General features: G+C 57.7%; 7 protein-coding genes and 1 riboswitch. Of the genes, 5 read left to right on the top strand and 2 right to left on the bottom strand.

Annotation, left to right across the window (positions count from 1 at the left end; genetic code table 11):
• Nucleotides 1-110 precede the first annotated feature (110 nt).
• A complete protein-coding gene (oxyR, locus tag EKL15_RS19270; RefSeq protein WP_033636422.1) occupies nt 111-1,028 on the top strand; it encodes a DNA-binding transcriptional regulator OxyR in 918 nt (305 codons plus the stop codon).
• Here the strand turns inward: oxyR and sthA are convergent.
• The gene (sthA, locus tag EKL15_RS19275; RefSeq protein WP_004931047.1) at nt 1,011-2,408 is read right to left on the bottom strand and encodes a Si-specific NAD(P)(+) transhydrogenase; all 1,398 of its coding nucleotides are present in this window, start codon (nt 2,406-2,408) and stop codon (nt 1,011-1,013) included. The genes oxyR and sthA overlap by 18 nt on opposite strands.
• Nucleotides 2,409-2,626: 218 nt before the next feature.
• Here sthA and fabR point away from each other — a divergent pair, with 218 nt between their 5' ends.
• Both fabR and EKL15_RS19285 read left to right on the top strand, forming a co-directional pair.
• Entirely contained in the window at nt 2,627-3,259 is a 633-nt protein-coding gene (gene fabR, locus EKL15_RS19280) for an HTH-type transcriptional repressor FabR (protein WP_004931044.1), read from the top strand.
• A gap of 15 nt (nt 3,260-3,274) precedes the next feature.
• A complete protein-coding gene (locus tag EKL15_RS19285; RefSeq protein WP_049201879.1) occupies nt 3,275-3,646 on the top strand; it encodes a YijD family membrane protein in 372 nt (123 codons plus the stop codon).
• A gap of 34 nt (nt 3,647-3,680) precedes the next feature.
• On the opposite strand, the gene trmA is transcribed toward EKL15_RS19285, so the two are convergent.
• Nucleotides 3,681-4,784: a tRNA (uridine(54)-C5)-methyltransferase TrmA gene (gene trmA / locus EKL15_RS19290; protein WP_060424952.1), complete on the bottom strand. Its 1,104-nt coding sequence runs from the start codon at nt 4,782-4,784 to the stop codon at nt 3,681-3,683.
• 122 nt (nt 4,785-4,906) lie between these two features.
• Nucleotides 4,907-5,120, top strand: a riboswitch (cobalamin riboswitch).
• A gap of 68 nt (nt 5,121-5,188) precedes the next feature.
• On the opposite strand from trmA, the gene btuB reads away from it, so the two are divergent.
• Both btuB and murI read left to right on the top strand, forming a co-directional pair.
• Nucleotides 5,189-7,066: a TonB-dependent vitamin B12 receptor BtuB gene (gene btuB / locus EKL15_RS19295; protein WP_060424950.1), complete on the top strand. Its 1,878-nt coding sequence runs from the start codon at nt 5,189-5,191 to the stop codon at nt 7,064-7,066.
• Nucleotides 7,011-7,874 (top strand): glutamate racemase, encoded by an 864-nt coding sequence (murI, locus tag EKL15_RS19300; protein WP_060424947.1) that lies wholly within the window; start codon nt 7,011-7,013, stop codon nt 7,872-7,874. The genes btuB and murI overlap by 56 nt, the downstream gene beginning before the upstream one ends.
• Nucleotides 7,875-8,173 lie beyond the last annotated feature (299 nt).

The following is an 8,173-nucleotide window of genomic DNA, read 5'->3' on the forward strand; positions in this document are numbered from 1 at the left end:
GCGCGATATCGCTTCGTTGGGACACATTATTGTTGCTGGGGCTTGATAGATCTAATCGCTCATTGCTATCTTATCTATCGCCATGAGCTATCATGGAATGGAGGGAAACAATGAATATTCGTGATTTAGAGTATCTGGTCGCCTTGGCCGAGCACCGGCACTTCCGCCGTGCGGCCGATTCATGCCATGTGAGCCAGCCCACGCTGAGCGGGCAGATCCGCAAGCTGGAAGACGAGTTGGGCGTCATGCTGCTCGAGCGCACCAGCCGCAAGGTGCTGTTCACCCAGGCGGGTCTGTTGCTGGTGGAGCAGGCGCGTACCGTGCTGCGCGAAGTGAAAGTATTGAAGGAGATGGCCAGCCAGCAGGGCGAAGCCATGTCCGGGCCGCTGCACATCGGCCTGATCCCGACCGTGGGGCCTTATCTGCTGCCGCAGATCATCCCGACGCTGCACAAAACTTTCCCGAAACTGGAAATGTACCTGCACGAAGCGCAAACCCAGCAACTGCTGGCGCAACTCGACAGCGGCAAATTGGACTGCGCCATTCTGGCATTGGTGAAGGAAACCGAGGCGTTTATCGAAGTGCCTCTGTTCGATGAACCGATGAAGCTGGCGGTGTATTCCGATCACCCGTGGGCGCAGCGCGAGCGCGTGGCGATGCCGGATTTGGCGGGAGAGAAGCTGCTGATGCTGGAAGATGGCCACTGCCTGCGCGATCAGGCGATGGGCTTCTGCTTCCAGGCGGGCGCGGATGAGGATACCCACTTCCGCGCCACCAGTCTGGAAACGCTGCGCAATATGGTCGCGGCCGGCAGCGGCATTACCCTGCTGCCGTCACTGGCGGTGCCGCCGCAGCGCGAACGCGACGGCGTCTGCTATCTGGATTGCTACAAGCCGGAACCGAAGCGCACCATCGCGTTGGTGTATCGCCCCGGTTCCCCACTGCGCAGCCGTTATGAGCAGTTGGCCGAAGCGATCCGCGAGCACATGCAGGGCTACATCGACAACGCGTTAAAACAGGCGGTTTAAGCCGTTAAGCGCCGCCACCCGGTAGGCTTCGGCCATGGTCGGATAGTTGAAGGTCGTATTAACGAAATACTCGATAGTATTGCCTTCACCTTTCTGTTCCATGATCGCCTGACCGATGTGGATGATCTCCGCCGCACGCTCGCCGAAGCAGTGGATCCCGAGGATCTGCAGGGTGTCGCGATGGAACAGGATCTTCAGGCTGCCGACGTTCATCCCGGCGATCTGCGCGCGCGCCAGATGTTTGAACTGGGCGCGGCCCACTTCATACGGCACCTTCATCGCCGTCAGTTCCTGCTCGGTTTTGCCGACGGAGCTGATTTCCGGAATGGTGTAGATGCCGGTCGGGATATCTTCGATTAAGTGACCGCTGGCTTCGCCGGAAGCGATCGCTTGCGCGGCGATGCGGCCCTGATCGTAGGCGGCGGAAGCCAGGCTCGGATAGCCGATCACGTCACCGACCGCGTAGATGTGCGACAGCGCGGTTTGGTACATGCTGTTCACCTTCAGCAGCCCGCGGCTGTCCGATTCCAGGCCGACGTTTTCCAACCCCAGCGAATCGGTGTTGCCGGTACGGCCGTTGGCGTACAGCAGGCAGTCCGCTTTCACCTTTTTGCCGGACTTCAGGTGCACGATCACGCCGTCTTCGGTGCCTTCAATCTTCTCGAACTCCTCGTTGTGGCGGATCACCACGCCGTTGTTCCAGAAGTGGTAAGAGAGCGAATCCGACATCTCCTGATCGAGGAACGCCAGCAGGCGATCGCGGGTGTTGATCAGATCCACCTTGACGTTCAGGCCGCGGAAGATAGACGCGTATTCGCAGCCGATCACCCCGGCGCCGTAAATGATCACGTGGCGCGGTTCATGGCTCAGCTCGAGAATGGAATCACTGTCGTAGATGCGCGGGTGATTGAAATCGACGCTGGCCGGATGGTAAGGGCGCGAGCCGCAGGCGATCACGATGTGGTCGGCGCGGATGGTGTCCTGGGTGCCGTCCATGTAGCTGACGCTGACGGTGTTGGCGTCGATGAAGCGCGCGTCGCCGGCGAACAGTTTGCACTGGTTTCGCTCATAGAAGCCTTGGCGCATGCGGGTCTGCTGGCTGATGACGTTATCGGCGTGGCGTAAAATGTCAGGGAAGGTCGCGCTGAGCGTGCGCGAGTTGTTGTAAAGCGGGTTCTGGTTGAATTCGATAATGCGGCTGACGGCGTGGCGGAGGGCTTTGGAAGGGATGGTGCCCCAGTGGGTACATCCGCCGCCTACGTTGTTGTACCGTTCGATAACGGCCACGCGGGCGCCCTGTTTCACCAGCCCCATGGCGGCACCTTCACCACCAGGGCCCGAGCCAATCACAATGGCATCAAATTGATAGTGCTGTTGCATGTAGGAGAGACCTGTTTTTTTATACAAGATTACAACGGTATCTTAACATCATAGCGCTGCTCACCCAATCACCATTAGGCTTTTTGAGGCAAAGCACAATCGGCTCAGGGCGGAAGTGTGATAGAGCGCGTTAGTATAAATGCTGTTGCAATAAAATTTGCTATATTGCCGAGTCTAGGGCGTTAGACTGAGAGAATGGAACCTATCCGGATATGCATATGGGCGTCAGAGCACAACAAAAAGAACGGACTCGTCGTTCCCTGATCGAAGCCGCATTCAGCCAGCTGAGCGCCGAACGCAGCTTCGCCAGCCTGAGCCTGCGGGAAGTTTCACGCGAGGCGGGCATCGCGCCCACGTCGTTTTACCGCCATTTCCGCGATGTGGATGAGCTGGGGCTGACCATGGTGGACGAAAGCGGCCTGATGCTGCGTCAGTTGATGCGCCAGGCGCGCCAACGCATCGCCAAGGGCGGCAGCGTGATCCGCACTTCGGTGTCCACCTTTATGGAATTTATCGGCAACAACCCGAACGCCTTCCGCCTGCTGCTGCGCGAGCGCTCCGGCACGTCGGCGGCATTCCGTGCGGCGGTGGCGCGCGAGATCCAGCATTTCATCGCCGAACTGGCGGACTACCTCGAGTTGGAAAATCACATGCCGCGCAGCTTTACCGAAGCGCAGGCGGAAGCGATGGTCACCATCGTGTTCAGCGCCGGCGCGGAAGCGCTGGATATCGACGTCGAGCAGCGGCAGCAGCTGGAAGAACGGCTGGTGCTTCAGCTGCGGATGATCTCCAAAGGGGCGTATTACTGGTATCGTCGCGAACAAGAAAAAGCTTCTGTGTCCCACGTATAAAAAAGGTAAAAAATGATGGAAAAACCAGGCCGTGAAAATGGCACCTTACTGCTGGCGTTGATTGCCGGCCTTTCGATCAACGGTTCGTTTGCCGCGCTGTTCAGCTCGGTGGTGCCGTTTTCGATCTTCCCGCTGATCGCGTTGGTGCTGGCGGTGTACTGCCTGCATCAGCGTTACCTGAACCGCGCCATGCCGGACGGCATGCCGAAGCTGGCGGCGGCCTGTTTCCTGCTGGGGCTGCTGATGTACAGCGCCATCGTGCGCGCAGAATACCCGCAGATCGGTTCCAACTTCCTGCCGTCGGTAATCTGCGTGGCGTTGGTGCTGTGGATCGGAGTCAAACTGAAGGCGCGCAAGGCGCCGGATGCGCCGACTCAAGAGTCGTAATGCAACGGGGCGCCATGATGGCGCCCCTGTCGTATCAGCAGCGCTTTTCCAGCAGCACGCCGCATTCCATGTGATGGGTATACGGGAACTGATCGAACAGCGCCAGGCGGCTGACCCGGTGCGTGGCCTGCAGCGTTTCCAGGTTGGCGCACAGCGTTTCCGGGTTGCATGAGATATACAGAATGCGCGGGTAGGCCTGCACCATCTTCACCGTTTCATCGTCCAGCCCGCTACGCGGCGGATCGACGAAAATTGTCTCGCAGTTGTAACCGCTCAGATCGATGCCCTTCAACCGGTTGAATTCGCGCACCCCGTTCATCGCCTGGGTGAAATCTTCCGCCGCCATGCGGATGATCTGCACATTGTCGATATGGTTGGCAGCGATGTTGTATTGCGCCGCCGCCACCGACGGTTTGGCGATCTCGGTCGCCAGCACGCGCTCGAAATTGCGCGCCAGCGCCAGCGAGAAGTTGCCGTTGCCGCAATACAGCTCCAGCAAATCGCCTTTGGAACCGGCGGTCACCGCCAGCGCCCATTCCAGCATCTGCACGTTCATGGCCGCGTTGGGCTGAGTGAAGCTGTTTTCCACCTGGCGGTAGATCATGTCGCGGCCGGCGACCGGCAGCACTTCGTCAACATAATCCTGGTCGAGCATGATTTTGGTCTTCGACGCCCGGCCGATCAGCTGCAGATCGAAACCCTGAGCGCGCAGTTCGTCACGCAGCTGCTCGGCGCGCCGTTGCCAAACGTCATCCAGCTTGCGGTGGTACAGCAGCGAGGCGATGATTTTGCCGCTTTGCGTCGACAGATAATCGATCTGGAACAGCTTGTGGCGCAGGATCGGCTCCGGTTTCAGCGCGGCGATCAGGGCGCTCATCAGGCGGTTGATCAGTTCGCTGGCGGCCGGGAATTGATCGACGCGAATACGCTGCTTGGTCTGCTGATCGAACATGATGTGGTACATGTCGTCCGCGTCGTGCCAGATGCGGAATTCGGCGCGCATGCGGTAGTGGTCGACTGGCGAGCGGAACACTTCCGGCTCGGGCGCCGCGAACGGTGACATCAACGTCTTCAGGCGGGCGACTTTCTCCGCCAGTTGGTCATCGTAACGTTCAATAGGCAAATTCTCGGGCGTCATGTGTGTCTTCTCGTCAGGCAAATTTGATCAGCGGGGATTGTAGGGAATCAGCCCGTGAAGTCCAGTTTTGTCGCGTTTATTATTTGTAACATTAGTAGCAGTCTAGACATCTATTTTCATTGATCGTAGCATTGCCGTCCGGCCTCAAGCAGCGAGTGAAAAGGGAATCCGGTGTGAATCCGGAGCTGACGCGCAGCGGTAAGGGGAAGTCACGGCGATAGCGTTTCGACGCAGACACTGTCCACTGCAGGATGGGAAGTCATCGCCCGTTGCCGGTCGCACCCCGCGGCCCGCAAATCCCAAGCCCGAAGACCTGCCGGTGTTACGTCGCAATGTCCGTGGCCGTCGCGAACTACCGGCCATGATCCTGCGGCATCCGCCAATTAAGTTTGGATGCTTTTCTCATGACAATTACAAAAAATACGCTGCTGGCGGTGGTCTCCTCCGTCACGGCTTTTTCTGGATGGGCGCAAGACAACACGACAGCCACGAATGGCGATAACCTGGTGGTGACCGCCAACCGCTTCCCGCAGCCGGTTTCTTCCGTGCTGGCGCCGACTTCTATCGTCACCCGTAACGATATCGATCGTTGGCAGGCCAAGAGCCTGACCGACGTGATGCGCCGTTTGCCGGGCGTGGACATCGGCCAAAACGGCGGGCTGGGGCAAAAGAGCTCACTGTTTATTCGCGGCACCAACTCCAGCCATGTCTTGGTATTGATCGACGGCATTCGCCTTAACCAGGCGGGCGTCAGCGGCTCTTCCGATCTCAGCCAAATCCCGATTTCGCTGGTGCAGAAAGTCGAATACATTCGCGGCCCGCGCTCGGCGGTGTACGGTTCCGACGCCATCGGCGGCGTGGTCAACATCATCACCACGCGTGAAAAGAACGGTACTACGCTCTCTGCAGGCGTCGGCTCCAACGGCTATCAGGCCTATGACGCGTCGACCCAGCAACAGCTGGGCGACAGCACCGTGGCGACGGTGGCAGGGAATTACACTTATACCAAAGGGTATGATGTGGTGGCTGAAGGCAACACCAGCATTCCGCAGCCCGATCGCGATGGCTTCATGAGCAAATCGCTATATGGGGCGGTACAGCACCGGTTCAACGAGCAAATCAGCGGCTTTGTGCGTGGATATGGCTACGACAACCGTACGGGCTACGACGGCTTTTATTCTTACGATAAAAATTTCAATATCACCGGTCTGCCGGATACGCGCAAACTGTATAGTCAAACTTGGGACACCGGGTTGCGCTATCAGGAAGGGATTTACGCCACGCAGTTAGTGGGAAGCTATAGCCACAGCAAAGACTACAATTACGATCCGCGCAAAGGGCAGTATGCGATCTCCTCCAGCCTGGATGATTCGGAGCAATACAATCTGCAGTGGGGCAATACTTTCAAGGTGGCTCAAGGCACCGTCAGTGCGGGTGCCGACTGGCAGGATCAACAGATCAAACCGGGCACCGCGTCCGTCAGCCGCGAGAGAAGCCAGCGCAATACCGGCATCTATCTGACCGGGCAGCAACTGGTGGGGCCGGTGACGCTTGAGGCTGCCGCGCGCGGCGACGATAATTCGGAGTTCGGCTGGCACGGCACGTGGCAAACCAGCGCGGCCTGGGAGTTCATCGAAGGATACCGCTTCATCGCTTCCTATGGCACCGCGTTTAAAGCGCCAAACATGAACCAGCTGTTTAGTACCACTTATGGCAATAGCAACTTGAAGCCGGAAGAAAGCAAACAGTGGGAAGGCGGCTTCGAAGGTTTGACCGGGCCGGTGACCTGGCGCGTTTCCGGTTATCGCAACGACATCGATAACCTGATTGACAGCGATCCGGTGAGTTACCGTTATTACAATATCGGTAAGGCGACCATTAAGGGCGTAGAGGCCACCGCTTCTTTTGAAACCGGCCCGTTGACGCATCAGATTGGTTACGATTATGTCGACCCGCGCAATGCTAAAACCAACGAAGTGCTGCTGCGCCGCGCGAAACAACAGGTGAAATATGAGCTGGATTGGCAGCTGTACGACTTTGACTGGGCAGTGACCTATCAATACTTAGGTGAGCGCTACGACAAGGATTATGGCGTTTATCCAAGCCCGACGGTTAAACTTGGCGGAGTGAGCCTGTGGGATCTCGCAGTTTCGTATCCGGTCACATCTCATCTGACAGTTCGTGGTAGAATTGCCAACCTGTTTGATAAAGATTATGAGACGGCCTATGGCTACGCTACTCCAGGAAGAGAATACTACCTCACTGGAAGCTATACCTTCTAACAGCACCGCCACACCTCGCCCGACGGTGCTGGTTTTCGATTCCGGCGTCGGCGGGCTGTCGGTATATCAAGAGATTCGGCAGTTGCTGCCGGATCTCCACTATATATACGCTTTCGACAACGTGGCGTTCCCCTACGGCGAGAAGTCCGAAGAGTTTATCGTTGAGCGCGTGGTGGAGATTGTCGGCGCAGTGCAGCAGCGGCATCCTCTGGCGATTGTCGTCATTGCCTGTAACACGGCCAGCACCGTCTCTTTGCCGGCCCTGCGCGAGCGCTTCAGTTTCCCGGTCGTGGGCGTGGTACCCGCCATCAAGCCTGCCGCCCGTCTTACCGTCAATGGCATTGTCGGCCTGTTGGCGACTCGCGGCACCGTACAGCGCAGCTACACCCACGAACTGATTTCCCGTTTCGCTACCGACTGCAAGATTGAGCTGCTGGGCTCTTCAGAGCTGGTGGAGCTGGCGGAGGCCAAGCTGCACGGCGAAGCCGTGCCGCTGCCGGTGCTGAAGAAGATCCTGCATCCGTGGCTGAGCATGCGCGAGCCGCCGGATACCGTCGTGCTGGGCTGCACTCATTTTCCTCTATTAGCTGAAGAGCTGATGCAGGTGTTGCCAGAAGGCACCCGGCTGGTGGATTCCGGTGCGGCGATTGCCCGTCGTACCGCCTGGCTCATCTCGACGCAGGAAAATCTGGTCTCGAGCCAGGAAGAGAATCTGGCGTATTGCATGGCGTTAAATGAAGATACTGACGCTTTATTGCCCGTTTTGCAGGGCTACGGCTTTAAATCGTTGAAAAAACTGCCGCTTTAACGGTGTTTTGGTTAAACATTCAACGGTCGGAAAAAATATTGAAAATAGGGGTTGCGGCCCGCCGAGAACTCCCTATAATGCGCCTCCACTGACCGGGAACAACGACTGACAAGCCGCCGGGTCAGCGAGAGGAAAGCGAAATAAACGCTTGACTCTCCGGGCGAAAAGCGTAATATACGCAGCCCGCGCCGATGAGTTTCTCGGCACTGCTCTTTAACAATTTATCAGACAATCTGTGTGGGCACTCCACAAGACGATATCCAGCATCTTCGGATGCAAAAAAATATCAAGTCTTGAAG

The sequence above is a fragment of the Serratia sp. 4542 genome (assembly GCF_016805595.1).
Classification (GTDB): domain Bacteria; phylum Pseudomonadota; class Gammaproteobacteria; order Enterobacterales; family Enterobacteriaceae; genus Serratia; species Serratia nevei.